General features: G+C 73.6%; 22 protein-coding genes. 8 read left to right on the top strand and 14 right to left on the bottom strand.

Going from position 1 to position 25,562, the window contains the following annotated elements:
* Positions 1-8: 8 nt before the first annotated feature.
* The 4 genes from ADK52_RS15360 to ADK52_RS15345 all read left to right on the top strand — a co-directional run bounded on the left by ADK52_RS15360 (position 9) and on the right by ADK52_RS15345 (position 3,835).
* Positions 9-416: a single-stranded DNA-binding protein gene (locus ADK52_RS15360; RefSeq protein WP_053690354.1), complete on the top strand. Its 408-nt coding sequence runs from the start codon at positions 9-11 to the stop codon at positions 414-416.
* 212 nt (positions 417-628) lie between these two features.
* Complete coding sequence (locus ADK52_RS15355) at positions 629-1,834, top strand: thioester domain-containing protein (RefSeq protein ID WP_107090072.1); 1,206 nt, start codon at positions 629-631, stop codon at positions 1,832-1,834.
* Between the two features lie 111 nt (positions 1,835-1,945).
* Positions 1,946-3,430: a bifunctional phosphatase PAP2/diacylglycerol kinase family protein gene (locus ADK52_RS15350; RefSeq protein ID WP_053690353.1), complete on the top strand. Its 1,485-nt coding sequence runs from the start codon at positions 1,946-1,948 to the stop codon at positions 3,428-3,430.
* Between the two features lie 21 nt (positions 3,431-3,451).
* The gene (locus ADK52_RS15345; protein WP_053690352.1) at positions 3,452-3,835 is read left to right on the top strand and encodes a barstar family protein; all 384 of its coding nucleotides are present in this window, start codon (positions 3,452-3,454) and stop codon (positions 3,833-3,835) included.
* 100 nt (positions 3,836-3,935) lie between these two features.
* On the opposite strand, the gene ADK52_RS15340 is transcribed toward ADK52_RS15345, so the two are convergent.
* Positions 3,936-4,172 carry a YozE family protein gene (locus tag ADK52_RS15340; protein WP_053690351.1) on the bottom strand — a complete coding sequence of 79 codons (237 nt, stop codon included), beginning with the start codon at positions 4,170-4,172 and terminating at the stop codon, positions 3,936-3,938.
* Positions 4,173-4,429: 257 nt separating this feature from the next.
* Between ADK52_RS15340 and ettA the strand changes: the two genes are divergently transcribed.
* The 3 genes from ettA to ADK52_RS15325 are packed head-to-tail and all read left to right on the top strand — an operon-like array spanning position 4,430 to position 7,312.
* Positions 4,430-6,094, top strand: coding sequence for an energy-dependent translational throttle protein EttA (ettA, locus tag ADK52_RS15335; protein ID WP_078988346.1), 1,665 nt, complete (start codon positions 4,430-4,432; stop codon positions 6,092-6,094).
* A 10-nt stretch (positions 6,095-6,104) separates the two neighbouring features.
* On the top strand, positions 6,105-6,593 hold the full coding sequence (locus ADK52_RS15330) for an acyl-CoA thioesterase (protein ID WP_053690350.1): 489 nt from the start codon (positions 6,105-6,107) through the stop codon (positions 6,591-6,593).
* The gene (locus ADK52_RS15325) at positions 6,590-7,312 is read left to right on the top strand and encodes a hypothetical protein (protein ID WP_053690349.1); all 723 of its coding nucleotides are present in this window, start codon (positions 6,590-6,592) and stop codon (positions 7,310-7,312) included. Before ADK52_RS15330 ends, ADK52_RS15325 begins: the two co-directional genes overlap by 4 nt.
* A gap of 97 nt (positions 7,313-7,409) precedes the next feature.
* On the opposite strand, the gene ADK52_RS15320 is transcribed toward ADK52_RS15325, so the two are convergent.
* Positions 7,410-7,814 carry a globin gene (locus ADK52_RS15320; protein WP_053690348.1) on the bottom strand — a complete coding sequence of 135 codons (405 nt, stop codon included), beginning with the start codon at positions 7,812-7,814 and terminating at the stop codon, positions 7,410-7,412.
* Between the two features lie 88 nt (positions 7,815-7,902).
* Between ADK52_RS15320 and ADK52_RS15315 the strand changes: the two genes are divergently transcribed.
* On the top strand, positions 7,903-8,928 hold the full coding sequence (locus ADK52_RS15315) for a methyltransferase domain-containing protein (protein WP_063783850.1): 1,026 nt from the start codon (positions 7,903-7,905) through the stop codon (positions 8,926-8,928).
* A 22-nt stretch (positions 8,929-8,950) separates the two neighbouring features.
* On the opposite strand, the gene ADK52_RS15310 is transcribed toward ADK52_RS15315, so the two are convergent.
* From ADK52_RS15310 to ADK52_RS15255, 12 genes are all read right to left on the bottom strand, one after another.
* On the bottom strand, positions 8,951-10,054 hold the full coding sequence (locus ADK52_RS15310) for an FHA domain-containing protein (RefSeq protein ID WP_053690347.1): 1,104 nt from the start codon (positions 10,052-10,054) through the stop codon (positions 8,951-8,953).
* A 63-nt stretch (positions 10,055-10,117) separates the two neighbouring features.
* Positions 10,118-11,443 (bottom strand): vWA domain-containing protein, encoded by a 1,326-nt coding sequence (locus ADK52_RS15305; protein ID WP_053690346.1) that lies wholly within the window; start codon positions 11,441-11,443, stop codon positions 10,118-10,120.
* Between the two features lie 42 nt (positions 11,444-11,485).
* Positions 11,486-13,084: a protein phosphatase 2C domain-containing protein gene (locus ADK52_RS15300; RefSeq protein ID WP_078988357.1), complete on the bottom strand. Its 1,599-nt coding sequence runs from the start codon at positions 13,082-13,084 to the stop codon at positions 11,486-11,488.
* Between the two features lie 3 nt (positions 13,085-13,087).
* Complete coding sequence (locus ADK52_RS15295; RefSeq protein WP_053690345.1) at positions 13,088-15,856, bottom strand: serine/threonine-protein kinase; 2,769 nt, start codon at positions 15,854-15,856, stop codon at positions 13,088-13,090.
* Positions 15,853-17,121, bottom strand: coding sequence for a hypothetical protein (locus ADK52_RS15290; protein WP_053690344.1), 1,269 nt, complete (start codon positions 17,119-17,121; stop codon positions 15,853-15,855). The genes ADK52_RS15295 and ADK52_RS15290 overlap by 4 nt, the downstream gene beginning before the upstream one ends.
* Positions 17,122-17,192: 71 nt before the next feature.
* Positions 17,193-18,290 carry a glutamate ABC transporter substrate-binding protein gene (locus tag ADK52_RS15285; protein ID WP_078988345.1) on the bottom strand — a complete coding sequence of 366 codons (1,098 nt, stop codon included), beginning with the start codon at positions 18,288-18,290 and terminating at the stop codon, positions 17,193-17,195.
* Between the two features lie 5 nt (positions 18,291-18,295).
* Positions 18,296-19,705, bottom strand: coding sequence for a hypothetical protein (locus ADK52_RS15280; RefSeq protein WP_420714891.1), 1,410 nt, complete (start codon positions 19,703-19,705; stop codon positions 18,296-18,298).
* Positions 19,706-19,884: 179 nt separating this feature from the next.
* Positions 19,885-20,964: an N-acetylglucosamine kinase gene (locus ADK52_RS15275; RefSeq protein ID WP_078988344.1), complete on the bottom strand. Its 1,080-nt coding sequence runs from the start codon at positions 20,962-20,964 to the stop codon at positions 19,885-19,887.
* Positions 20,955-22,229: a 6-phospho-beta-glucosidase gene (locus ADK52_RS15270; RefSeq protein ID WP_053690458.1), complete on the bottom strand. Its 1,275-nt coding sequence runs from the start codon at positions 22,227-22,229 to the stop codon at positions 20,955-20,957. Before ADK52_RS15270 ends, ADK52_RS15275 begins: the two co-directional genes overlap by 10 nt.
* Before the next feature lie 5 nt (positions 22,230-22,234).
* Positions 22,235-23,161: a carbohydrate ABC transporter permease gene (locus ADK52_RS15265; protein WP_234343820.1), complete on the bottom strand. Its 927-nt coding sequence runs from the start codon at positions 23,159-23,161 to the stop codon at positions 22,235-22,237.
* Position 23,162: 1 nt separating this feature from the next.
* Positions 23,163-24,125: a carbohydrate ABC transporter permease gene (locus ADK52_RS15260; RefSeq protein WP_053690343.1), complete on the bottom strand. Its 963-nt coding sequence runs from the start codon at positions 24,123-24,125 to the stop codon at positions 23,163-23,165.
* A gap of 5 nt (positions 24,126-24,130) precedes the next feature.
* Positions 24,131-25,465, bottom strand: coding sequence for an ABC transporter substrate-binding protein (locus ADK52_RS15255; protein WP_053690342.1), 1,335 nt, complete (start codon positions 25,463-25,465; stop codon positions 24,131-24,133).
* Between the last annotated feature and the right edge of the window lie 97 nt (positions 25,466-25,562).

Genomic DNA, 25,562 nt, shown 5'->3' with positions numbered 1-25,562 from the left:
CCGCCGGGATGAACGACACCCTGGTGACGCTGGTCGGCTGTGTGGCCACGCAGATCGACTACAAGGAGACGGCGACCGGGCCGTCGGCGCGGTTCCGGTTCGCGGTGACGCCGCGGTACTACGACCGGCGCAAGGACGGGTGGGCGGACGGGCCCACCAGCTTCTACACGGTGTGGGCGCGGCGCGCGCTCGCGGTGAACCTGGCCGGTTCCGTCGCGGTGGGAGAGCCGCTGGTGGTGCACGGGCGGCTGCGGGTGCGGGACGATCCGCCCGACGGGGAGGGCAACCGGTGGTTCTCCGCGGATATCGACGCGACCGCCATCGGGCACGACCTGAACCGGGGGACGGCGGCGTTCCGGCGGGTCGTCAAGGCGGACCCGCCACTGATGGCCACTCAGAAGGCGGCGGTGGTCTGAGTGTTCGAGGCGGTTAGGATTCCCCGGTACTCACGGGCACCTGGGTCATTGGCCCGAAGGGGAAGACTGTGTCGATTGCCGTTCCCGCATCCTCCGCTCCTGATTCCGCTCCTTCTTCGCTTGGTCCTTCCGCTCCTCCTTCCGTTGCTCCTTCCATCGCTTCCGCACCACCCGCCGCGGCCGTTACGCCCGCCGCGCCTGAGGCGGGGGCGGTGGGAGTGGCTGGGGCGGCGCCCGTTCGGGCCTCCGCGCGACGGCCGCTGGCGGCGGCGCTGCTGGCGGCGGCGCTGGCCGCGGCCCCGGGCGCGCGGGCGGCCGCCGACTCCGGGACCCCCGCGCCCCGGACACCGGAGGGCGCGAGAGCCGTGCTGGACGGGCTGAAGACGTACGGGCAGGCGGTCCTGCACGCCAAGGACGGGTCGGTCCGGCAGATTCCGGCCGGGCTGTACGAGATGCGGGTCGACGGCGGCGGGATGCTCCAGACCTACGGGGTCGGCGTGGCGGGCAACGCCCAGCCGCAGGCCCGGTACGCGGAGAGCGGCTGGAGCGGCAGTCCGCTCGCCGGGAACGGGGAGGCGGGCCGGATCCGCTGGGTCCTGGAGCACTCGTACCCGCAGCTGAACGATCTCGCCGGTCTGGCGAAGGCGGCCGGGGCCGGGGCGCTGACCGCGGAGAGCGCGGCGGCGGGGACGCAGGTCGCGATCTGGCGGCTGGCTGACGGGGCGCAGGTGGAGGCCGCCGACCCGGCGGCGGAGAAGCTGGCCGACTACCTCCAGCGCTCGGCGGGCAAGCTGCCGGAGCCGCCGGCCTCGCTGGGGCTGGACCCCGGGAGCGTGTCGGGGCCGGTGGGCACCCGCCTCGGGCCGGTCACGGTGCGGACCGGGGCGCAGAGCGTGACGGTCACCCCGGACGCGGCGGCCGCGGCGATGGGGGTGCGGGTGGTGGACGCCGAGGGGCGACCGGTCACCACCGCGGCGAACGGGAGCCGGCTCTACTTCGAGGTGCCCGCCGGCACGCCGGACGGCTCGGCGTCGGTCACCGTCCAGGGCTCCACGAAGGTGCCGGTCGGGCGGGTCTTCACGAGCGAGGTGCCGAGCCAGACCCAGATCGTGGCCGGCTCCAGCGAGTCCGCCCTGGCGGCCACGGCGAGCGCGGTCTGGCCGCAGCCGGTGGTCGTCGCGGAGGCCGGCACCACGGGCGACGGGCCGGCCGTGACGCAGGCCGCGGCGGCGGCCGCGGCCGCCGCCGCCGCCGCGGCTTCGGCGGAGCCCAGCCCGGACGAGGAGCTCCTGGCCACCAGCGGCAGCTCGGCCGCGACCCCGATCATCGCCTCGCTGGCTGTGGGCCTGGTGGTGCTGGGCGGGCTGGTGGTCCTCCTTCTCCGCAAGCGCCCGCTCGACGAAGAGGACGGGGCGTAGGGGGGTCCGCATCCCCTCGGGGACGGGGCCCACGCTCCGCGGCATGTCGGCCGTACGGCCACCTGGTGGTCCGTGCTGATTCCGGAGCGGGGGTGTGGGTAGACGTGGGAAATGGCTGATCAGGAGTTGACCTGGCGGGGCGCCGCCGCACGGTGGGACCGGGTGCTGTTCGACGGGGTGGCCCGGCGGCATTGGCCGGTGGCCGATCGGGTGCTGCCGAGGCTGGGGCGCGCCGCCAACCACGGGGTGCTGTGGGGCGGGGCCGCCGCGGCGATCGCGGTCCTCGGCTCGACCCGGGCCCGTAAGGCGGCGCTGTGCGGAGCCGCCTCGCTGGCGCTGGCCTCGGCGACCGTGAACACCGTCGGCAAGTGGTCCGTGCGCCGGCCCCGGCCGCTGCTGGAAGGGGTCCCCGAGGTGCGGCGGCTCGTGACGCAGCCGACGACCACCTCGTTCCCGTCCGGCCACTCGGCGTCCGCGTTCGCGTTCACCACCGGCCTGGCGCTCGGCGCGCCGGGCTGGGGCGCGGTGCTGGCCCCGGTGGCGGCGTCGGTGGCGTTCTCCCGCGTGTACACAGGGGTCCACTACCCGTCCGACGTGGCCGCCGGGGCGGCGCTGGGCGTGGCCGCGGGGCTCGTCGTACGCCGTCTCGCGCGCGGCGTGGACGAAGCGCGGGTCGTTCCCGGCGACGAGCGGACGGCCACCGAGGCGCCCGCGCTGCCGGACGGGGCCGGGCTAACCGTCGTGGTCAACACCGGGTCCGGCACGGCCGCCGCCGCGGGGCTCGACGTACTGCGCGCCCGGCTGCCCAAGGCCGAGGTGGTCGAGTGCGAGGGCCCGGAGCTGCCCGCGCAGCTGGAGGCGGCGGCCGCCCGGTCCACCGTGCTCGGGGTGTGCGGCGGCGACGGCACGGTCAACGCGGCCGCCACCGCCGCGCTGCGGGCCGGGGTGCCGCTGGCCGTGATCCCCGGCGGCACGCTCAACCACTTCGCGCTGGACCTCGGCCTGGGCGGAGCCGAGGACACCTGCCGCGCCGTCGCCGCCGGCAGCGCGGTCCGGGTCAGCGCGGGCCGCTTCACCCCCGGCCCGGACCCCGAGGACGGCCGCTCCGGGTACTTCCTCAACACCTTCAGCATCGGCGCCTACCCCGAGCTGCTGCGGCACCGCCTGCACTGGGCGCCGCGGATCGGCGGCGGCCCCGCCGCGCTGCTGGCCGCGTGGAAGGTCCTGCGCGCCGAGCGCCCCGTACGGCTCCGGCTGGCCGGGCGGCCGCGGAGCGTCTGGCTCCTCTTCGCCGGCAACGGCACCTACCACGGCACCGGACCGACCCCCCGTCGCCGCGACAGCCTCGGCGAGGGCCTGCTCGACGTCCGTCTCGTCCACGGCGGCGGCCGCCCCGGCCCGCGCCTGCTCGCCGCCGCGCTCACGGGTCCGCTGAGCCGTTCCCCCATCCACACGGCCACCCGTCTGCGCAGTCTCCGCATCGGGGACATCCCGCCGGACACCCCGCTCGCGTACGACGGGGAGTACACCCCGGCCCCGCCCGCCCTCGTCCTCGACACCCTCCCGGACGCCCTGACGGTCTACCGCCCCCGCTGACACCGCCTAGTCTCGGGCAGCGTGACGAGCTACGTGCTGGACGGCGGCCGGATCGGGACGCTGGACGACTTCTGGACGCTGATGGGTGAAGCCGTCAACGGCCCCGGTGGCTACTTCGGCCGGAACCCGGACAGCTTCGCCGACTGCCTCCGGGGCGGCTTCGGGACCCCTGACGACGGCGGCTTCGTGATCGAGTGGCGCGACCACGAGCTGTCCCGCCGCGCCCTGGGCCACCCGGAGACCGCCCGCCACCTGGAGGGCGTGCTGGCGCGCTGCCATTCGACGAACCGGGCCCGAGTCGCCGAGGAGCTCGCCCGGGCACGCAGCGGCCGGGGCCGGACCCTGTTCGACACCCTCACGGAGATCATCGAGGCCCAGGCCCCGGGCGCCCTCCGCCTCCGTTGACCGGGTCGCACCGCTGACCGGCGGAACGTCGCCGCATCGCCGGATCGCCGCATCGCCGCAACCCATCGCCCGGCCTCCGGGCGGCGTCGGCCGCCCGTTCTCAGGTGCTGGTGTCCTCGGCCGCCCGGTGGGCGCCGTACGCCTCCCAGGCGCGTTCCAGGGTGTCGATGGCCGCAGGGATGGCCCCCAGGTCTTCCAGGTACGCGCGCTGCCCGGCAAGCCCCTTGCCGGACGGCCAGCGTGGATCGGCGGAGACGTCCCGCGCCAGATCACCGATGGCGGTGCGGTCTTTGCTGTGGGTCTTCAACCAGGTGGTGAAGCTCTGATGCTTGGGCATGGCGCATCCTTCCGCCGACAACCGCTCCGCAGTCCGGATCCTCATGGTCCCTCTCCCCGGGCAGTCCGTGGGCCGTCCGCGGGCCGTCGGAGGGGCTCCCGCGTCCACCAGTGCCGACCGGCGGTGACCAGAGCGTGAGGCCTGCCACCGGCCGCGCCCCAGTCCAGGGGCCCTGACCTACCCATTCGCCCGCGGGTATGGACGTACGGCAAGATGGGGTGTATCTGCCCACCCATCGATCTGCCGGACGGTTTCTCTTGGCTGAGTTCATCTACACCATGCGCAAGACGCGCAAGGCGCACGGCGACAAGGTGATTCTTGATGACGTCTCCTTGAACTTCCTGCCCGGCGCGAAGATCGGTGTGGTCGGCCCGAACGGTGCCGGTAAGTCCACCGTTCTGAAGATCATGGCCGGCCTGGAGCAGCCGTCCAACGGCGACGCCTTCCTGTCGCCCGGCTACACCGTCGGCATCCTCATGCAGGAGCCCAAGCTCGACGAGTCCAAGACCGTCCTGGAGAACGTCCAGGACGGCGCCGCCGACACGATGAAGAAGCTCAAGCGCTTCAACGAGGTCGCCGAGCTGATGGGCGTCGAGTACACCGACGCCCTCATGGACGAGATGGGCAAGCTCCAGGAGGACCTCGACCACTCCAACGCCTGGGACCTCGACGCCCAGCTGGAGCAGGCCATGGACGCGCTGGGCTGCCCGCCCGGCGACTGGCCGGTCACCAACCTCTCCGGTGGCGAGAAGCGCCGCGTGGCGCTCTGCAAGCTGCTGATCGAGGCTCCGGACCTGCTCCTCCTCGACGAGCCCACCAACCACCTCGACGCCGAGTCGGTGAACTGGCTGGAGCAGCACCTCTCGAAGTACGCGGGCTGCGTCATCGCCGTCACCCACGACCGGTACTTCCTGAACAACGTCGCCGAGTGGATCCTGGAGCTCGACCGCGGCCGCGCGATCGCGTACGAGGGCAACTACTCCACCTACCTGGAGAAGAAGCAGGCGCGCCTCAAGGTCGAGGGCCGCAAGGACGAGAAGCGCCAGAAGCGCCTCAAGGAAGAGCTGGAGTGGGTCCGCTCCAACGCCAAGGGCCGCCAGACCAAGTCCAAGGCCCGTCTCGCCCGCTACGAGGAGATGGCGGCCGAGGCGGACAAGATGCGCAAGCTGGACTTCGAGGAGATCCAGATCCCGCCGGGCCCGCGTCTGGGCTCGATCGTGGTCGAGGTCAACAACCTCTCCAAGGCGTTCGGCGACAAGGTCCTCATCGACGACCTGTCCTTCACGCTGCCGCGCAACGGCATCGTCGGCATCATCGGCCCGAACGGCGCCGGCAAGACCACGCTCTTCAAGATGCTCCAGGGCCTGGAGGCGCCGGACTCCGGCTCCGTCAAGGTCGGCGAGACCGTCAAGATCAGCTACGTCGACCAGTCCCGCGCCAACATCGACCCCAAGAAGACCCTCTGGGCGGTCGTGTCGGACGAGCTGGACTACATCAACGTCGGCCAGGTCGAGATGCCGTCCCGCGCGTACGTCAGCGCCTTCGGCTTCAAGGGTCCGGACCAGCAGAAGCCGGCCGGCGTCCTGTCCGGTGGTGAGCGCAACCGCCTCAACCTGGCGCTGACGCTCAAGGAGGGCGGCAACCTGCTGCTCCTCGACGAGCCCACCAACGACCTCGACGTCGAGACCCTGTCCTCGCTCGAGAACGCGCTCCTCGAATTCCCGGGCGCGGCCGTGGTCATCTCCCACGACCGCTGGTTCCTCGACCGAGTCGCCACGCACATCCTGGCGTACGAGGGCGAGTCCAAGTGGTACTGGTTCGAAGGCAACTTCGAGTCCTACGAGAAGAACAAGATCGAGCGTCTCGGCCCGGACGCGGCCCGTCCGCACCGTGCCACCTACAAGAAGCTCACGCGAGGCTGAGGCCGACACCATGGCCAGACACCACTACCGGTGCCCCCTGCGCTGGGCGGACATGGATGCCTTCGGGCACGTCAACAACGTCGTCTTCCTCCGCTATCTGGAGGAGGCGCGGATCGACTTCATGTTCCGCCTCGCGCCGGGGGAGGGCAGCGAGTCCTTCACAGGCGGCTCCGTCGTGGCCCGCCACGAGATCGACTACAAGCTGCCCCTCGTCCACCGTCACGAGCCCGTCCTCATCGAGTCCTGGGTGACCCGGATCGGCGCCGCGTCCCTGACCATCCGCTACGAGGTCAAGGACGAGGCGACCGAGGACGCACCCGAGACGGTGTACGTGCGCGCCGAGACGGTGGTCGTGCCGTACAACCTCGCCGAGGGGCGGCCCCGCCGCATCACGGCTGAGGAGAGGCACTTCCTCCAGGAGTACCTCGACGAGCCGGCCCAGCCGGCCGGCAAGGCCAAGGCCAAGGCCAAGGCCGCCGAAGGGCGCCTGGCCGCATGACCGAGCAGTTGCGCTTCGCCGACTCCGGGGAGGCGGCGGACCTCGCCGCCTTCCTGGGCCGGCTGGTGCACTACGACCGCGCCGCCGCGGTCCGCCTGCAGGCGCAGGCGGGCGGCGGCGCGCTCGCCGTTTTCGGACGGCCGGCCTCCTTCGAGGTGCTGGCCATCCGCACGGTGCGCCTCGCCGTACCCGTCTCCCGCCCGCTGGACGTGACGGTGTCCGCCGGCGAGCTGCTGGAATCCGTGGACGAGGACGCCGCGGGCTCCGCCGTCCCCGCACCGGTCACCGGCCCGCCGTGGACCGGGGTGCTCCCGCCCCGCGGCGGCTGGCGGCAGCTGCCCGGGCTGCCCGGCCCCGAGGCGATCCGGGCCGCCGTGAGCGCCTCCGTCGCCGAGTTCCGGGCCCGTGACGAGGCCCTGCCCCCGCAGCACCGGACCCGCTCCGAGCGGGACCGCATCGGCCGCGAGATCTGGTCCCGGTCGCTGGGCGACACCGAGCTCCCGCTGCGCGCCGTGCACGCCGCGCAGTCCCTCGGCTTCCTGCGGCCGGTCCGGTCGGCCGTGGCGAGCGGCGGCGGCGCCCCCGGCGCCGTCCCCGACCCGGTGGCCCTGCTCGCCTCCGGCGGCTGGCTCCGGCTGCGCACCCCGTACGGCTCGATCGCGATGCGCCGCCCCGGCGGCGCCGGGGGCCTGGGCGCCCTCCAGGTCCGGCCGGTCTAGCCCGGCTCCGCCCGCGGTCCGCCCCTCCGGTCGGGGTTCCGCGTACCGGACCCGGTACGGGACCTCGTACGGGATCTCGTACCGGACCCCGTAGGGGCTACCCCGCGGTGTTGATCATCGAGGCCGCGGCGTACGTCAGGTACCGCCACAGCTGCGCCTCCAGCTCCGGCGCCAGGCCCAGCTCGTCCACCGCCACGCGCATGTGCCCCAGCCACGCGTCGTGCGCCGCCGCGTCCACCTGGAACGGGGCGTGCCGCATCCGCAGGCGCGGGTGGCCGCGGTTCTCGCTGTACGTGTTCGGGCCGCCCCAGTACTGCATCAGGAACAGGGCGAACCGCTCCTCGGCCGGGCCGAGGTCCCCCTCCGGGTACATGGGGCGCAGCAGCGGGTCCTCCGCGACCCCCTGGTAGAAGCGCCGCACCAGACGGCGGAAGGTCTCCTCGCCGCCCACCTGCTCGTAGAACGTCTGCTCCTGAACCGTGCCCCGCGGAATCTCATTCACCCGACCATCGTCTCAGACGCCCGGACGGAGGACGGAGGTCTTAGGACCACCGTTGGCCTCCCGGGCCCGGTCGCAGGAGAGTGGAGCCATGGGTGCACACGCCGCTCACTCCGCACGTCCCGCACGTTCCCCGAAGGCCGCGCACGCCGCGCACGCCGAGGCACGGGACCTGCGGGACACCGCCCACGCCGCGCAGGTGCGGGAGCTGACCGCCGCCGGGGTGCTGGAGGATCCCGCCTGGCGGGCGGCCTTCGCAGCGGTGCCCCGGCACCTTTTCGTGCCGTACTTCTTCACCGGCCGCGGGGCCGGCCACGAGCGGCTCTGGGGCGAGGACCCGGACCCGGCCCACCGGGCCCGCTGGCTGCGCGGGGTCTACACGGACGCCCCGCTCGCCACCCGGCTGCGCGACGGCGAGCTGGTCTCCTCCAGCAGCCAGCCGTCCCTGATGGCGAAGATGCTGGAGTCGCTGGACGTCCGCGACGGGGACGACGTGCTGGAGATCGGCACCGGAACCGGCTACACCGCCGCGCTGCTCAGCCACCGGCTCGGCGAGGAGCACGTCACCACGATCGACCTGGACGAGGAGATCACCGAGTCCGCCCGGGCGCACCTGGCCCTGCTCGGCTACCGGCCGACCGTGGTCACCGGGGACGGGGCGCGCGGCTGCCCCTCCCGCGCCCCCTTCGACCGGATCCTGGTGACCTGCACGCTGCCGCTGATCCCGCACGCCTGGCTCGGCCAGTGCCGGCCCGGGGCGCGGATCCTGGCCCCGCTGTCGACCGGGCTGATCGCGCTGACGGTCCGGGACGCCGGCTTCGCGGAGGGCCGCTTCCTGCACGCCTCGGCGTACTTCGTCCGGCTGCGCGGTGCCACGGCCTCGCCGCCCGCGCCCGGGATGCCGTACGGGCTCCCGTACGAGCTGGTGGAGAACGAGCGGTTCCAGTTCATGCTCGTACTGACCGCGGGCGCGCTGCACCCGCGCGAGGCCCTGGACCTGTGGCGCGGCGAGGGCCGGCCGGGCCGCGAGCGGTTCGGGGTGACGGTCAGCGCGGAGGGGCAGTGGTCCTGGCTCGACGACCCCCAGGGCCCGTACGTATGGCCGCTGGGGGAGTGAGGCAGGGTTCGCCCCCGGCCCGTCAGCCCCGGCGGATCGTGATCGTGGTCCAGGCGCCCACGTGGACCCGGTCGCCGTCGGTGAGGGGCACCGGGACGTAGGGCTGGATCGGCTCCTCGCCACCGTTGATCGTGGTGCCGTTGGTGGAGTTCTGGTCCACGACCGCCCAGCTGAGGTCGGGCTGCTGGACGAGCACCGCGTGCTGGTGGGAGACGCCCGGGTCCTCCGGGGGCACCGACAGGTCGATGTCCGGGGACTCGCCCGTGGAGGCGCGGCGGCGGCCGATGGTGATCTGGCCGCCAGAGAGCGGAAGGTGCTGCTCCGGGGAGTACGCGGGCAGGTTGAGCCCGGCCGCCTCGGGGCCGCTGCGCTGCATCATCGCCATGAAGTACGAGCGGTCGGGGCCGATCGTCGCGCTCCACGCGCCGGTGCTCTGGGGCGGGAACGGCTGCTGGGGCTGGTGGTGTTGCTGCTGCTGGGCCTGAGGTGCCTGCTGGACCTGAGGTGCCTGCTGGACCTGCGGGGCCTGCTGCTGGTACTCGTGCGGCTGCTGCTGGTACTCCGGCTGCTGGTACTCCCGGAGCGGCGGCGGGGGCTGCTGCGGGTACTGCGGCTGCTGCGGCGGCTGCTGATGGGCCGGAGACCGGTGCTGCTCGTGCGACGACGGCGGCGGCAGCAGCCAGTCGTCCTCGCGCTGCAGCGGCTCGGCCGGCCGGTTGACCCGGGACGGCCGGGAGCCCTGGTACTCGAAGTGGTCCTGGGAGAAGGGCGCCGAGGCGGGCACCTGCGGCGCGGGAGGCGGCGGCGGAGGCGGCGGGGTGGCCCCGGCGCCGTTCCCGCCCGCGGCTCCGGCATCCGTACCCGGCGGCGTGAGCGGCGTGTACGAGGTCGCCGAGCGCGTCAGGAAGTTGTACCGGCACTCCTCGCAGAACGGGGCCATGGCCTCGCGCGGGGTCCGGCACTGCGGGCAGAGTTCCGCCTGGGCGGTCGGCTCACCGGTGGTGGGAGGGTAGCCGTAGCCGTAGGAGGGCGCCGCGGGCGCGCCCGCGGCGGCAGCCATGCGGTGGCCGCAGACCTCGCACCAGTCGTCGGAGGCGGACTGGTGCCCGTTCGGGCAGGTCGGCATGGCGGCTCTTCCCCCTTCAGCCTGCGTCATCGCGTCAGGTCTTCTCAGGTCTCTCAGATGGTCTCAGGACTTCTTCACACGGACGGTCTGGATCGAACGCGTTTCGAGGGTCATCTCGTCGGCATCCGCGACCTTCGCCTTCAGCCGCACAGTACCCGCCGCCGCATCGACGACATCCACCACCTTCGCGAGCAGTTTGGCCGTGTCCGCGTTTCCGGAGGCACTGGCCAGTTGCACGGCACGGCCGAGCTTGGCCGTGGCGCCGTCGACATCGCCCAGTTTGCGCGCTTCCAGCCCCTGTTGGATAGCCTGCGCGAGCTCCGCCTGCCCCGTGTAGTGGGCGACCTGCGGATTGATGGCGGTGGAAGCGGCCAGATCGTCCGTCCACACCGCCCGTACGAGTCCCTGCGCGAGCGTGGCCGGCGGCTCGCCCGGCGGGCCGGGGAGCAGGAGCGTGGCCCGGGCGGCCAGCATCTCCTGCCCGACGGACGCGGCCGGGACCCGGACGCACACGTGGTACTCGCGGGACTCGTCGCCCCAGGACCCGGTCGGGTAGTCGCCGGCGCGCGGGCCCGCCTCGGTGCGGCGGTCGCTGAGGTCCTGGACGGTGGGCGCGACCTGCTTGACGTACTGGATCTCCACGCCGACCGGGGTCCACAGGCGCAGCGCGACGTCCGCGACCTCCTTGCCCATGACGTTCTCCATCATGAGCGTGAAGTCCTCGGTGAGGTGCGCCGGATCGGCCACGATGTCGGCGGAGCCGAGCAGCGCGCTCGCGATGCCGGTGACCTCCTTGACCTCCCAGTCGGTCCCCACCCCGCGGGCGTCGCAGGTGAAGCGGCCGGCGCAGGCGTCCAGCGTGGCGCGCAGCACGGCCGGGTCCTCGTGCTCGTTGCGGCCGTCGGTGAGCAGGATGCCGTGCCGGATGGTGGCGGAGGACTGGCGCAGCAGGCCGTCGGCGAGGCGCAGCCAGGTGCCGATGGCGGTGCCGCCGCCGGCGCTGAGGCCGCGCAGGGCCTCCTTGGCCTGGGCGCGGGTGGCCGGGTCGGCGACGGCGAGGCGGCCCTGGCCGGGGTAGACCTCCTTGGCCACGTGCGTACCGGCGATGACGGCGAACGCGGTCCCGTCGCGCAGGGTGTCGATCGCGGCGGCGGTGGCCTCGCGGGCGCCGCGCATCTTGTCCGGCGGGTACTCCATGGATCCCGAGCAGTCCACCATGATCACGACGGCGGCCGAGCCCCGGTCGGCCGCCGCGCGGGTGGCGGTGGCACCGCCCGTGGACGTGACCGTGACGATGGCGTGGACGTCCCGCCCGCCCTCGGGAAGGAACTCGTTCTGGTACACCTCCACGCTGAAGCGCGGGGCGCTCGGCTTGGCGAAGTTCGCCATCGGCTGGACTCCTAGGAGAGGACGGGGGTGCGGGCGGGTGGATCAGGCCTGAGGGCGTGCTTCCGGTTCCACTTGCCCTTCCGCTTCCGATTCCGCCCGCGCAACTGCCGCCGCTGCGGTCGTGGTTGCCGCTCCCGGGCCGGCCGGTGCGGCGAACGGGACGACGGCCACCGTGACGTTGTCGTGGCCGCCCCCGTCGAGGGCGTGTCCCACCAGGACCTGCGCGCTGTGCAGGGGCCGGGCGGCGGCGTCCGGGGGCAGCACCTGGGCCATGTCCTGCGCGGACTCGGCGTAGTTCCACAGGCCGTCGGTGCAGACGACCACCACGCCCGCGTGGTCCGGCTTGAACGTGGCGGTGTGCGGCTCCAGGTCGTACGCGTCGGCCCCGAGCCAGCCCGTGATGGCGTGGGCGCGGACGTCGGCGTAGGCCTCGGCCTCGCCCATCAGCCCGGCCGCGACCATCTGGGCGGCCCAGGAGTCGTCCTCGGTGAGGCGGCGCGGCAGCGCGTCCCGGTCGTCCGGGACCCAGTACGCGCGGCTGTCGCCGACCCAGCCGACGGTCAGCAGTTCGCCGCTGACGACGGCGCCGACCAGGGTGCAGGCGGGGGCGTTCTGCGCGCCCGGGACCTCCGGGGCCAGGGCGTTCACGGCGGCGGCGGCGGCCAGGATGGCGTCGTGCATGGCCTCCTGGGGGTGGGCGCCGCGCGGGAGGGCGTCGAGCAGGGCCTCGTTGGCGGCGGCGGCCGCGGCGGCCGATGCCTCGTCGGGGCGGCTGGCGGAGGAGACGCCGTCGCAGACGATGGCCACGGTGGCGGCCGATCCGTCGGGCAGGGCCGTGGCCGCGACCGCGAACGAGTCCTCGTTGCGGTGGTGGCGCAGCCCCCGGTCGCTGACGGCGGCGACGCTGCCGAGCTCCTCCTCCAGGTGGTCGCGTTCACGGGGCTGGGCGTGCCCGCAGTGCTCGCAGTACCCGTCGGTGTCGACCCGCCCGGCCCGGCAGGCCACGCAGGTCTTCCCGCCGTCGCCGCCCGCGGGAGCGTTCCCCTGCGGGGTGCCGGAGGCGTACGGGTCCTCGTGCCCGGGGCCGGCGCCGCCGTACGGGGCTTCGGGCCCGCCCCAGGGGGTCCCCTCGGGCGGGGTGGGGGTGCTGCCGGGCCGGTCGTGGCGGATCTCGCCGCCGCCGGGCACTGCCGGATCGGGCGCGCCGCCGTACGCGGGGTCGGGCGCGCCGTACGAGGAGCCCTGCGGCGGTACGGGGGCCGCCGTGGCGACGGGGGCAGGGGCGGGCGCCGGTGCGGGCGCCGGACCCGGAACCGGCCCGGGCCGCGGCGCCGGTTCGGCGGCGGGCCCGGCGGTGGCCGGCTCCGCCGGGGCGGACCACCCCGCGGTGTCCCCGACCAGCGTCGGCGCCGCGCCGGCGGCGACACTGCCCCACCCGGGCGCGGGCTCCGCGAGGACGTAGCCCCCCGTCGGGCCGGTCGGCGGCGCGGCCGGGAGCGTCGGGATCGGGAGCGTCGGATCGTCCCGGGACACGGGAGGGGGCGCGGCGGACACGGGAGAACCGCAGACGCCGCAGAAACGGTCACCCTCCTCGAGGGGTTCCGCGCAGCTGGGGCAGCCAGACGGCCGATGCATCGACATCACTCACACCCACGTCCGGGGACGGAAACGGTTTGCCCGCTCCACCAGTTCGATCCTGTCCTCGCCCCGCTGCGCCAGCCGCGCGAGCACGCGGTACGAGCGCTCCAGGCCGAAGCGCAGGCCCCGCTCGTCCAGTTGACTGCCGAGCAGCGAGGTCCGACCGGGGTCGGAACCCCGGCTACCCGACAGTACCCAGTCCAGGGCCGAGCCCAGAACCTCGGTCGACAGCCGTTCGTGCCGCACCGCGTCCAGGCCGAACCGCTCCAGGGCCTCCACCTGCGCGGCAGCCGCCGTCAGATCCGGAAGCAGAGCCTCCTCGGGAGACCGGTCGCGCAGGCGTGCCCGTACCGCCGCCACCCGTGCGGCGGTGTAGTGGATCGAGGCCTCGGGCACCGACTCCAGCGTGCGCACCGCTCCCGACCGGTCGCCCGCGGCGAGCTGGACGCGGGCCAGCCCGAAGGCGGCGCTCACGAAGCCCGGGTCGGTGCTCCACACCAGCCGGTAGTACTCGGCGGCGTTGTCCAGCTGCCCCAGGATCTCCGCGCACAGGCCCAGCGCCAGCTTCGGTGCGGGCTCGCCCGGGAAGGCGTCGTAGATGGCGTCGAAGGACAGGGCCGCCATCTCGTCCTCGCCGGTGGCCAGCGAGGCGATCCCGCGTGCCCACACCACCCGCCAGTCGTCCGGATGCCGGCCTTCCAGATCGGCCAGGGCGGCTCCGGCCGCGGCGAGTTCGCCGAGCTCCAGGCGGGCCCGCAGCTCGCGCAGCCGCAGCTCGGCCGAGTCGGCGGGCGCCGAGCGCAGGGCGCCCAGCAGGTCGCCCGGTGCGGAGGCCAGCAGTCCGGCCAGGAAGCCGGCGTTGGGATCGCCCGAGTCCACCAGCGGCACCGGCAGGGCCAGCGCCATGTCCCGGGCCTCCAGCGCGGCAAGTTCGGTGCCGCGCACGCCCGGCACCGGCACGGGCGCCGGAACCGCAACCGGCCCAGCGGCAGCCCCCGCAGACGCCTGCCGGGGAGCCGGCACCGGGGCTTGCCGCCCGGCCGCGCCGACCCGGTGCGTCGCCGTGGTCCCGAGCGGCGCCGAGAGGGCCGCTGCCCCCGCCGCCGGCGCCGCACCCGAACCCGCCGCCGAGCCCGCCACCGAAGCCGAAGCGGCCGAGGGAGCCGGCAGGATCGCCGACCGCCCGGTCCGGCGCCCGAGCCCGCGCCAGCCCGCCGCGGGACCCGGCACCGCCCGCGCCCCCAGCCGGGACACCTCGGCCCCGGCCACGTCGGCGAACAGCCGGGTGTCCGGAACCCGCAGCTCCGGCCCGAAGAGCGTGGAGAGCTGCGGCCGCGGCCGGCCCGTCTGCAGCGCGACGACCTCCCGCAGCACGCCCGTCAGCTGGTCCGCCATCTCCTGCGCGGACGAGAACCGCCGCCCCGGATCCGGATCCGTGGCCCGGACCAGCAGCCGGTAGAAGGACTCGTACCGCCCGAACACCTCGATGTGCTCCGGGTCCGGCAGCGAATCCACGAACACGTTCGTGTAGCCCTGGAAGTCGAAGGTCAGGACGGCCAGCGTCCGCGCCACCGTGTACAGGTCGGAGGCGACCGAGGGGCCGAGCTCGGCCACCTCCGGCGCCTGGTAGCCCACCGTGCCGTAGATGGCCGACTCCTCGTCGTCCATCCGGCGCACCGCGCCCATGTCGATCAGCTTCAGCTGGTCCTGCTGCTGGATCGCGTTGTCGACCTTGAAGTCGCAGTACAGAAGGTTCCTGCTGTGCAGGTGCCCGAGCGCCTCCAGCGCCTCGATCCCGTACGCGCAGGCCTGCTCCACCGGCAGCGGATCGCGCCGGCCGTCGGGCCGCCGCCGCTCGTTCGCTATCTCCTTCAGCGATTTGCCGCCGACGTACTCCATGACGATGTACCCGTCCAGCGAACCCGTCCGCTGGTCGAGGTGCTCCACGAAGTTGTAGATCCGCACGATGTTGGAGTGCTCGATCTCCGCGAGGAAGCGCCGCTCCGAGATCGCCGCGGCCATCGCGTCCTGGTCCCCGGTGTCCAGCAGGCCCTTGAGCACCACCCACCGGTCCGAGACGGCCCGGTCCACCGCCAGGTACACCCAGCCGAGCCCGCCGTGCGCCAGGCAGCCCGCCACCTCGTACTGGCCGTGGACGACCTCCCCCGCCCGCAGCTTGGGCACGAAGGAGTACGGGTGCCCGCACTTGGTGCAGAAACCCTCGGTCCGGCCCGGCCGGTCGCCGCGGGAGCGGCCCACCGGAGCCCCGCAGTCCGAGCGTGAGCAGAACCGCTTGCGCTCGGGCACCTCCGGGTTCTCCAGCACCGCGGCCGAGGGATCCGGACGCGGCACCTCCGGGATGTTGACCAGCCCGGCACCCAGCCGGCTGCGCCCCGAGGGCCCGGAAGCCGAGCCCGAACTGCGCACCGACACCGAGCGGCTGGACGCGGCGCCCGGCAGGGAGCGGGAGAGCCGCCCCGACACCGAGCGGCGCGAGGACGAGGAGCGCGAGGACCTCGAAGAGCGCGCCGAGGCCGACGTCGACCCCGAGCGGCCGGACCGGGCCGAGCCGTGCGACCCCTGTGACCCGTGCGCGTCCGGGTGGCGGGCCGCGCTCGTCATCCCCGTCGGCGGCGAGACCAGCTCCTCCGCGCCCGCCGCGACGGAGCCGATCGGCGCCAGACCGCAGGTGTCGCAGTACAGCTCGCCGTCGCCCATGTCCTCGTACGACCCCGGGCAGCCGGGGCGAACGCACGCGGTTCCGACCAGACTCATGCGTCCTCCTCCTTCCCCGGCCCCTCGGGCCGGTACTGCGGCTGCGGCGGTGCCAGTGACTCGGCCGCCGCCCGCTGGTAGCGCAGCACGGCCTGCTCGGCGGCCCGCAGATCGCAGGGCGCGCTCCACAGCATCCGCCGGGCCGTGTCGTACCGCTCGATCAGGAGGGGGTCCTCCGCCATGCCGTGCCGGGCCACCTTCGCCTTGTACGCGTCCAGCCGCCCGCGCAGTTCCGCCCGTACCGCCAAGGGCGCCGTCACCGCCGTCAACGATTCGCGGGCCCGGCGCAGTTCCTCCTCGGCCCGCTCTTCCAGCGATTCCAGCAGCGGCGAGAGCCGGTGCCACTGTGCCTGGCGGCGGTACTCGGCCGCCGCCGCCAGCTGTTCCTGGAGCGCCGTCGGCGGCCCGCTCACCACGGGCACCTCCGACGCCGCGATCTTCGCCAGCACCTCGCCGCGCGCCGTCCGCGCCTCCGCCAGGGTCCGGTCGGCCCGCGAGAGCACGTCCCGCAGGCTGATCAGCCGCTGCTCGGCGTCCTGCCGTACGGCCAGGACCGCCTCGATCTCCCGCCGTACGTCCTCCAGCGCGACCGCGGCCCGGTCGTACCGGGTGGTGTCCGGACGGCCGCCGCCGGGCGCGGAACTCCCCGCCACCGGCTGCCAGAACGCCAGCGGGTCCGCGATCACCTGCTCCCGCAGCCCGGTCAGCTCGGCGGTGATCGCCTCCAGGTCGTCGCCCGAGGGGTGTTCGCCCGGGCGGACCCCCACCGAGTGGGCCAGCGAGCGCGTACGGTGCAGCTCCGCCGCGAGCAGGTCGATGCGGGCGGGCAGCGCCGACCACACCGAGTCGGCGGCCACCACCACGTCCAGCGAGCTCGCGTACAGCTCGTTCATCCGCGACACCAGCTCGGCGAGCGAGAGCCGCTCCGCGAGCGCCACGCCCTCCGCCCCGGCCCCGGCGATCAGCACCCCGGGCCCGCGCAGCCGCTCGGTGAGCTCGATCAGCTCCTCGCGGCCGGGCCAGCGCCGCCGCTCGCGGATCTCCCGGGCGGCGCCCAGCGCCCCGCTGTAGGCGTCGAAGTACGTCCACAGCCGGGTGATGGCGGCGTCGGCCGCCGCCCACCGCTCTTTGGTGACGCCGGTCAGCCCGGCCCCTTCCAGCAGCCGGCGCCCGGCGTGGTCCTGAAGGGCGAGCAGGGAGGTCTCGACGGCCTCGTGCTCCGCGCCGAGCCGGGCCAGGGCGCGGTCGACGTCGTCCCGGTCCATCACTGCCGACTGCGCCTCCACAAGCCCCGCCTCCGCTTCCCTGACATCGGGCTCCGACTCTGCCACCTGTTTCAGCCGTCCCGGTACTTCGGCGCGGGCGGTCCGGCCACACCGGGCAGAACGGGCTTGAGGTGCGTCACGTACGCCTGCATCCAGGGGCTGCTGTCACCGCCGGCGCGGTAGTTCTCCAGCACCTTGTTGACCCGGCGCACCAGGTCGGAGGCGTCCTTGTTCATGGCCACCCCGTAGAACTCCCTGGTGAACGGGGAGCCGACGAGGCGCACCGACGGGTCCTGCGCGGCCTGGCCGGCCGCGAGCGCGTTGTCCGTGATGATGCCGTCCACCTCGCCCAGCTGGAGCCGGACCAGGCAGTCGAGCTGGTTGGGCACGCTGACCGGCACCGAGCCGTACGGCTGGGCCTTGAGCGCCGCCTCGGCCGTGGAGCCGGCCGCGGTGCAGATCCGGCGGTCCTTCAGCGAGGCGTCGTACCCGGTGATCGGTGAGCCCTTGGGGGCCAGGACCTGCTGCCCGGCCTCGAAGTACGCCGTCGAGAAGGCGACGTCCTCCAGCCGCTTGCAGTTGATCGTCATGGTCCGGACGACGACGTCGACGCGGCCGTCCTGGAGCGCGGGGACGCGCTGGCTGGTGGGGATGGCCCGGTAGATGACCGCGTTCTCGTCGCCCAGGATGTCCTTCGCGATGGCCTTGACCAGGGCGATGTCGAACCCGTCGAGGCGGCCGTCGACCGGGTTGCGGTAGCCCCACTTGAAGCTGTTCTGGTCCACGCCCGCGACGAGTTTGCCCGCCTTGCGGATCCGCTCGATGGCCGGTCCGTCCACGCCGTTCGGGCGCAGGCTGGCCTCCGGGTCCTGGCAGGTGTCGGTGAGCGACCAGGGGGCCGGGGCCGCCGCCATCGAGGCGGGTTCGCGGACCAGGCCGGGGCGGCCGCCCTCCGGGGCCGCCTGGGCCAGCGGCAGCAGGACGGCCGCGGCCGTCACCGCACAGGCGGCGGCCATCGCGCTCACCCCGCCCCAGCCGCGCAGCCGCGCCGCCACGCGCCGCGGCCCGGAGGCACGGGGCACCGGGCCGGTCGCCCCGGCCGCACCGGGTGCTCCGCCGTCGTGGCCCTCGCCGTGGCCCTCGTCGTCGGACTTCACGCGTATCCGCATCGCTGTCACCTGTACTCCGAAAGCCGGCGCCCGATGCCGAGCAGTGCCGCCGCCGCGCCGATGACCGCCAGGGCGGCCGAACCCGTCACCAAACCGCCCAGCGCGCCGAGCCCGCCCCGGGCAGCCCGGGTGAACTCCTTCTGCTCATGGGCCACCGCCTGCTCCAGGGACGCGTCCACCGTGTCGAACGAGGCCCCGCTGCTGTCCTTGTGGTCCTTGTCCCCGATGACCTGGGGCAGCGCGGCCTGGTAGTCGCCGCGCAAGTCGGTCTCCCGGGCCGCCGCGTGCCGCTGCTTCCACTCCTTGACGCCGTCCTCGGCGCGGGCCACCGGCTCCCGCCCGCTGCTGTCGTCGGCCAGCTTCCGCGCCGTCGCCAGACCCGCGTCCAGTTCCTTCATCTCGGCCGTGAAGTCCACGTCGTACTTGTCGGACTTGTTGTCCGCGGCCAGTACGGCGCCCCGCGCGATCAGCGTCAGGTTCTCGCTGGCGCGCGCCTGGAGCGAGGCGATCCGCGCGTCGTTCAGCACCTTCAGCGACTCCTGCCCGTCCGTCCGCGCCTCCGCCAGCCCCGACCGGGCGACCGTGTGCCCCACGGCCAGCCACAGCAGCACCACCAGAGAGGCGGCCGTCGCCGCCGCGAGGCCGTGGTTGAAGACCCGGTTCGTGCGGCGGTAGTTGCGGCGCTGCGCCCACGCCAGCGCGGCCAGCGCGAGCAGGCCCGTGCCGAGCGAGGCCAGCGGCAGCGAGCGGGCGTCGTCGTAGTCCGTGTAGAGCCGGCCCGTCTCCGCCTCGTACAGCCGCTGCGCGGCGGGCAGCAGCTGGGTGCTCATCTTCTCGTTGGCGTACCGCAGATAGGCGCCGCCCAGCGGCAGGCCCTGCTTGTTCGTGGCGCGGGCCTGCTCGATCAGGCCCGTGTAGCGGGGCAGCTGCTCGCCCAGCAGCGCGATCTGCTTGCGCGAGTCCTCGTCCGCCCCGGTGTTGGCGGCCGCGTTCACCAGCAGCTTCGAGGCGTTGGCGATGTCCTTCTCGTACCGCTCGCGGACCTCGCGCGGCTCGTCGCCGCCGGCCAGGAAACCGCTGGAGGAGGCCGTGTCGGCATCTGCGAGGGAGCGGTAGATGCTCGCCGCGTCCGCGCTCAGCGGCTGGCTGCGGCCCACCACGTCGTCCGCGGCGCCGACCCGGGAGGAGATCTGCCAGACGGTCACCGTGCCGAACAGCAGCACCAGCCCGGCCAGCACCGCCCCGATGATCCGCAGCCGGCCGGGCTCGGTCGTGGCGGCCGCGCGCAGCCGCTCCACGCCCTCGGCCCAGGCCGTACCCGGCCGGGGAGGTCCCTGCGGGGGACCCCCGGGCGGCCCCGGGGGCGGCACGGCGACAGCGCCCCCGGGCGCGGGCGCGCGTGATGTGATGGCCACCGTGACCTCCCCCTCGGTCCTGACTGCTCCGCAGCAGTATGGCCGTAGTGGCGGTCAACCACAGCACCCGGTGCTGGATCTTGGCGATCCCCACCGGTGTGCGCCGACCCCCACCCCTTCACCGTGAATACGTCTCCACGGCCGCCACGGTTCCAGACGCGGGGCCTCCCGGGGCGGGTTCACCCGAAATGGGCACGGAGTTTTCCATGGGCCTCGGGCAGGGCCCCGAGCGCGTCCAGCCCCAGCAGTCCCGCACCCAGTACGGGCGGGGCCGAGACCACCGACACCCGGGCACGCGGAGCCCGCCGGGCCAGCCCGGCCGCGATCCGCTCGTCCAGCTGCTCGTGGCCGGCCGTGAGGACGCCGCCGCCGAGCAGCACCGGAGCCTCCTCCTCCAGCAGGTCCAGCCGGGCCAGCGCCACCGAGGCCAGCGCCACCACCTCGTCCGCCTGCCGTTCCACGATCGCCGAGGCCACCGCATCGCCGGCCGCGGCCACCGAGAACAGCACCGGCACCAGCTCGTGGGTCCGCCCCTGCGCCAGCGCCCCCAGGTGCAGCGCCTCGATCAGCTCGGCCATCGAACCGAGCCCGAAGTGCCCCGGCAGCGCCGCCGCCAGCTCCGTCGGGCCGCCGCGCCCGTCCTCCGCCCGCGCCGCCCACCACAGGGCCTCCGCGGCCAGTCCGCCCCCGCCGCCCCAGTCCCCGGAGATCTGCCCGAGGGCCGGGAAGCGGGCCGTGCGCCCGTCGGGCCGCATCCCCACGCAGTTGATGCCGGCCCCGCACACCACCGCGACCCCCCGCGGCGGCTCGCCCCCGGAGAGCCCCGCACGCAGGATCGCGAAGGTGTCGTTGAACACCCGGGTGGCCGAGCCCCAGCCGCGCGCGCCGATCGCGTCCGCGAGCTGCCGCTCCTCCACCGGGAGGTCGGCGTTGGCCAGACACGCCGAGACCTGGTCGGCGTACAGGGCCCCGGGTCCGGCCCCGCGCCCGCCCCCGGGCAGCGGGAGGGGCAGCGTGGCCGCCTCGGCGGCCTCCGCGACCGCCCGCCCCAGGACGTCCACCGCTTCCTCGACACCGGTGCGCTGCGGCTGGAAGCCGCCGGAGCGCCCGGTGCCGAGGACCGTGCCGTCCGCGGCGATCAGGGCCGCGTCCGTCTTGCTGTTGCCCGCGTCGATCGCCAGGACGGCGGGCCGGGCAGGAGGGACCGCTGGGACGGCTGGGTCGGCTGGGTCGGCTGGGGCGGTTGGGGTCACGCCCATGCCAGGTGCTCCTTGTTGTGCGCGAGGAGCCGGTCGGTCAGCCCCTGCGCGAGGTCGAACTGGCCGACCAGCGGGTGCGCCAGCAGCGCCTTGAAGACCCGCTCGCGACCGCCCCGTACGGCCGCGTCCAGCGCCAGGTCCTCGTACGCCGTGACGTGCGCGATCAGTCCGGCGTACAGCGGGTCCAGCCGGGGCACGGCCAGCGGCACCGGGCCGGACCGGTCCACCCGGGCCTGCACCTCGATCACCGCGTCGTCCGGGAGGAACGGCAGGGTGCCGTTGTTCAGCGTGTTGACCACCTGCACGGCGGCCGGGCCCGGCCCGCCGTCACCCAGCAGCGCCGCCGCCAGGTCCACGGCCGCCTCCGAGTAGAAGGCCCCGCCCCGCTTGGCCAGCAGCTCGGGCTTCTCGTCCAGCGCCGGATCGGCGTACAGGCCGAGCAGCTCCCGCTCCATCGCGGCGACCTCGGCGGCCCGCGAGGGCTTGCCGCCCAGCTCGCGCACCACGGCGTCGTGCGCGTAGAAGTACCGCAGGTAGTACGAGGGCACGACGCCCAGGCGGTCCAGCACCGCGCGCGGCAGCCGCAGGTCCTCGGCGACGGCCGCGCCGTGCTCGGCGAGCAGCAGGGGCAGCAGGTCCTCGCCTTCGGGGCCGCCCTTGCGCACCCCCAGCTCCCAGGTGAGGTGGTTGAGGCCCACGTGGTCCAGGTGGATGTCGGCCGGGGCCAGGTCCAGCAGCGCCGCGAACTTCCGCTGGAAGCCGATGGCCACGTTGCACAGTCCGACGGCCTTGTGGCCGGCCCGCAACAGGGCGCGGGTGACGATCCCGACCGGGTTGGTGAAGTCGATGATCCAGGCGTCCGGGTTGGCCCGCCGGACCCGCTCGGCGATGTCCAGCACCACCGGCACCGTCCGCAGCGCCTTGGCGAGCCCGCCGGCGCCGGTGGTCTCCTGCCCCACGCAGCCGCACTCCAGCGGCCAGGTCTCGTCCTGGAGCCGGGCCGCCTGCCCGCCGATGCGCAGCTGGAGCAGGACCGCGTCGGCGCCCTCGACGCCCGCGTCGAGATCGGCGGTGGTGGTGATCCGCCCCGGGTGCCCCTGCTTGGCGAAGATCCGCCGGGCCAGCGCGCCGATCAGCTCCAGCCGCTCGGCGGCGGGGTCGATCAGCACCAGCTCGCCGATCGGCAGGGTGTCGCGCAGCCGTGCGAAGCCGTCGATCAACTCGGGCGTGTAGGTGGAACCGCCGCCCACCACTGCGAGTTTCATGGTCACTAGCCTTTCACTCCCGTCAGGGTGACGCCCTCGACGAACGCCTTCTGGGCGAAGAAGAAGAGGACGATCACCGGCGCCATGACCAGCACGGTCGCGGCCATGGTGAGGTTCCAGTTGGTGTGGTGAGCCCCCTTGAAGGACTCCAGTCCGTAACTGAGGGTCCAGGCGGCGGGGTTGTCCGAGGCGTAGATCTGCGGGCCGAAGTAGTCGTTCCAGGCGGAGAAGAACTGGAACAGCGCGACGGCGGCGATCCCCGGCTTGGCCATCGGCAGGACGACGCGCAGCAGGGTGCGGACCTCGCCGCAGCCGTCGACCTTGGCCGCGTCCAGGTACTCGTCGGGGATGGTCAGCAGGAACTGGCGGAGCAGGAAGATCGAAAACGCGTCGCCGAACGCCATCGGGATGATCAGCGGCCACAGGGTGCCGGACAGGTCCAGCTGCTTGGCCCAGAACAGGTACATCGGGATGACCACCACCTGCGGCGGCAGCATCATCATGGCGATCACCAGCAGCAGCGACAGCCGCCGCCCGCGGAAGCGGAACTTGGCGAGCGCGTACGCCACGGGCACCGAGGAGACCACGGTCAGCAGCGTGCCCAGCCCCGCGTACAGCAGGGTGTTGCGCCACCAGGTCAGGAAGCCCGGGGTGTTCCACACCTTGGCGTAGTTGCCCCATTCCCAGGTGTCGGGCACCAGGTCGCGGGTCAGCGTCTGCTGGTCGCTCATCAGGGAGGTCAGGAAGAGGAAGACGAACGGGAGGACGAAGAACAGGGCGGCGGCGACGCCGAGGGCGTGCACGCCGATCCAGTGCAGGAGGGCCTTGCGGCCGGCGCTGCCGCTGCCGCTGCGGCGCGGTCCGGTCGTCCGCGGGGCGGCCCCGGACGTCCGCACGGCTCGGGGCGCCGTCGTGTCGGTCAGTTGGGCCATCTCAGTCACCTGCTCCGATCAGCCCGCCACGGCGGCGCATCAGGAGTGCGGTGAAGGCCATGGAGAGGGCGAAGAGGACCAGCGCGACGACACACGCGGTGCCGTAGTCGAAGCGCTGGAAGCCGACGTTGTAGACCACCTGGGGGAGGGTCAGCGTGGACTTGTCGGGGTAGCCCGGCTCGAACTGCTGGCCCGAGCCGCCGATGACACCCGCGGCGACCTTCCCCGCCACCAGGGGCTGCGTGTAGTACTGCATGGCCTGGATGACCCCGGTGACCACCGCGAACAGGATGATCGGCGAGATGTTCGGCAGGGTGATGTGGCGGAACCGCGCCCAGGCGCCGGCCCCGTCCAGCTCGGCGGCCTCGTACTGCTCCTTCGGTACGTCGAGCAGCGCGGCCATGAAGATGACCATCAGGTCGCCGACCCCCCACACCGCCAGGACGGTGAGCGCGGGCTTGGACCAGTCGGCGTCGGTGAACCAGCCGGGGGCGGGCAGCCCGACGGCCTCCAGCAGGGTGTTGACCGGGCCGGTGCCGGGGTTGAGCAGGAAGACGAAGGCCAGGGTCGCGGCCACGGGCGGGGCGAGGTAGGGCAGGTAGAACAGGGTCCGGAAGATCCCCGCCCCCGTCTTGATCTTGGTGATGAGCAGGCCGACGCCGAGGCCGAAGACGACCCGGCAGGCGACCATCACCACGACCAGCCACAGGGTGTTGCGCATGGCCGGCCAGAACAGCGGATAGTCCGTGAAGACGTACGACCAGTTGTCGAGGCCGTTGAAGACGGGCGGGCGGAAGCCGTCGTACTTCGTGAAGGAGAAGTACACGGTGGACAGGAGCGGGTACGCGAAGAAGACGGCGAACCCGATCAGCCAGGGCGACATGAAGGCCGCGGTCCGCAGGGCGGACCGCCGGCGCTTCACCCGCAGCGGGGGTGCGACGGGGCTGGTGCCGGTGCTGGTCATCGGGGCTACTTCGCCTTCGCGATGTCCGTGTCGATCTGCTGGCCGGTCTTGGCGAGGCCGGCCGGGACGTCGGCGACGTCGCCCTTCTCGACCGCGTACGCGAGGTCCTGGAAGGTCAGCTGGTAGGTGCCGCCGTCGGCCTGGGCCGGGGTGGTGTTCGACTTCGGGTGCCGGGCGATGTCGATGAAGGTCTTGAACTCCGGGGTGACCTGGAGGTCCGGGGACTCCAGGGCCGCCAGGGTGGAGGGCACGTTGTGGATGGCGTTGGCGAACGCCACGACCGCCTGGGTGTCGGTGGTCATGTACTTCACCAGCTCCCAGGAGGCGTTCTGCTTCTTGCTGCCCGAGGCGATGCCCATGATCGTGCCGGAGAGGTAGCCCTTGCCGTAGTCGGCGAGCTGGTCGTCCGGCACCGGCAGCGGCGCGGTGCCGATCTCGAAGGTGACCCCGGCCTCCTTGGCCATCGCGGCCCGCCATTCGCCGTCGATCTGCATCGCGACCTGTCCCTTGTGGAAGGGGTGCTCGGCGCTCCACTCGTCGCCGAAGGTGCTGCGGAACTTCTCCAGCTTCTCGTAGCCGCCGAGCTTGGCCACCAGGTCCTTCTGCGCCGTCAGCATGTTCGCGAACGCCGGGTCCTTGGCGAGGTTCGACTTGCCGTCGGCGTCGAAGTACTTCGGGCTCCACTGCGCGGCCAGGCGCACGGGGGTGGTCTCGTAGCCGTGGTAGGTCGGCATGATGCCGAGCTGGTCGTACGAGTCACCGCTGGGCTTGGTCAGCTTCTGCGCGACCTCGGCGAACTGGCTCCACGTCTTCGGCGGCTCGGTGATGCCGGCCGCCTTGAAGGCGTCCTTGTTGTAGACGAGGCCGTACGCGTCGTTCAGCAGCGGCAGCGTGCACTGGTTGCCGTTGAACTGGGTGTACTCCAGCAGGGTCTTGGGGAAGACCTTCGCCTTGTCTATGCCGGACTTCCCGAGGAAGGGGTTCAGGTCGGCGAAGGCGCCGGAGTTGCAGAACTTGCCGACGCTGTCGGTGGTGAAGGAGGAGACCACGTCGGGGGCCTTGTCCCCGCCCGCCCGCAGCGCCTGGTTGATCTTGTCGTCGGTCATGTTGCCCGTGACCTTGACCTTGATGTTCGGGTGCGCCTTCTCGAACCGGGCGATGTTCTCCTCGATCGCCTTGGCCTCGCTCGGCGCGGACCAGCCGTGCCAGAAGTTGAGCGTGACCTCCTTGTCCGGATCGTCGGAGGCCGCGGTGCCGCTCTGGCCCGTACACGCGGTGGCGAGGACGGACAGCGCGGCGACGGCGGTGGCCGCGGCGGTCAGACGGCGGGTTCTGGGCATGGCGGGGCTCGCTCTCTGCGGGAGGAACTTCCGGACGGGTGCCAGGGGTGCGACGAGGAGGGGGTGCCGGGGGTGGTGCGCTGGGGTGGTGCCGGGG

Origin of the sequence: Streptomyces sp. WM6372, assembly GCF_001279655.1 — a bacterium.
Lineage (GTDB): Bacteria > Actinomycetota > Actinomycetes > Streptomycetales > Streptomycetaceae > Streptomyces.
Note: the sequence above shows the minus strand (reverse complement) of the source record. Positions and strands in the feature narration are given on the sequence as shown.

Coding starts and splice junctions, on each gene's coding strand:
- ADK52_RS15270 (WP_053690458.1), bottom strand. CDS start 22,229: ATGAAACTCGCAGTGGTGGGCGGCGGTTCCACCTACACGCCCGAGTTG.
- ADK52_RS15310 (WP_053690347.1), bottom strand. CDS start 10,054: ATGCCGACCTGCCCGAACGGGCACCAGTCCGCCTCCGACGACTGGTGC.
- ADK52_RS15275 (WP_078988344.1), bottom strand. CDS start 20,964: ATGGGCGTGACCCCAACCGCCCCAGCCGACCCAGCCGACCCAGCCGTC.
- ADK52_RS15295 (WP_053690345.1), bottom strand. CDS start 15,856: ATGAGTCTGGTCGGAACCGCGTGCGTTCGCCCCGGCTGCCCGGGGTCG.
- ADK52_RS15265 (WP_234343820.1), bottom strand. CDS start 23,161: ATGGCCCAACTGACCGACACGACGGCGCCCCGAGCCGTGCGGACGTCC.
- ADK52_RS15350 (WP_053690353.1), top strand. CDS start 1,946: ATGGCTGATCAGGAGTTGACCTGGCGGGGCGCCGCCGCACGGTGGGAC.
- ADK52_RS15360 (WP_053690354.1), top strand. CDS start 9: ATGAACGACACCCTGGTGACGCTGGTCGGCTGTGTGGCCACGCAGATC.
- ADK52_RS15305 (WP_053690346.1), bottom strand. CDS start 11,443: ATGGCGAACTTCGCCAAGCCGAGCGCCCCGCGCTTCAGCGTGGAGGTG.
- ADK52_RS15290 (WP_053690344.1), bottom strand. CDS start 17,121: ATGGACCGGGACGACGTCGACCGCGCCCTGGCCCGGCTCGGCGCGGAG.
- ADK52_RS15285 (WP_078988345.1), bottom strand. CDS start 18,290: ATGCGGATACGCGTGAAGTCCGACGACGAGGGCCACGGCGAGGGCCAC.
- ADK52_RS15260 (WP_053690343.1), bottom strand. CDS start 24,125: ATGACCAGCACCGGCACCAGCCCCGTCGCACCCCCGCTGCGGGTGAAG.
- ADK52_RS15325 (WP_053690349.1), top strand. CDS start 6,590: ATGACCGAGCAGTTGCGCTTCGCCGACTCCGGGGAGGCGGCGGACCTC.
- ADK52_RS15340 (WP_053690351.1), bottom strand. CDS start 4,172: ATGCCCAAGCATCAGAGCTTCACCACCTGGTTGAAGACCCACAGCAAA.
- ADK52_RS15255 (WP_053690342.1), bottom strand. CDS start 25,465: ATGCCCAGAACCCGCCGTCTGACCGCCGCGGCCACCGCCGTCGCCGCG.
- ADK52_RS15315 (WP_063783850.1), top strand. CDS start 7,903: ATGGGTGCACACGCCGCTCACTCCGCACGTCCCGCACGTTCCCCGAAG.
- ADK52_RS15300 (WP_078988357.1), bottom strand. CDS start 13,084: ATGTCGATGCATCGGCCGTCTGGCTGCCCCAGCTGCGCGGAACCCCTC.
- ADK52_RS15330 (WP_053690350.1), top strand. CDS start 6,105: ATGGCCAGACACCACTACCGGTGCCCCCTGCGCTGGGCGGACATGGAT.